This window comes from Monashia sp. HAY1-2A, assembly GCF_056755315.1.
This window is the reverse complement of sequence record NZ_JBNDHY010000470.1, coordinates 1-264: the sequence shown is the minus strand read 5'-3', so window position 1 is coordinate 264 and position 264 is coordinate 1. Positions and strand designations below refer to the sequence as shown.

Here is a 264-nt window from a genome sequence, read left to right as displayed (position 1 = left end):
CCTGGATACGAAGGCTCAGCTGCACCTTCTGGACGGATAGCTGCGGGTAAATTGGGGTTCATGATCCGGATAGAAGCAGACGATCCCGCACGCCCAGACGTCCATGCCCTCCTGAGCGAGCACTTGGCCGACATGTTCGCCACCTCTCCGGCAGAGATCGTTCACGCGTTGGATCACTCGGCCTTGTCCCACGAATCAATCACGTTCTGGACGGCCCGCGAGGACGGGATCCTGTTGGGCTGCGGCGCGTTGAAGGCGCTGTCC

General features: G+C 61.4%; 1 pseudogene. It reads left to right on the top strand.

From position 1 onward, the window contains the following. Positions 1-60: 60 nt before the first annotated feature. Positions 61-264 (top strand): annotated as a pseudogene (locus tag ACPYOM_RS22740) (GNAT family N-acetyltransferase); the annotation flags it as partial.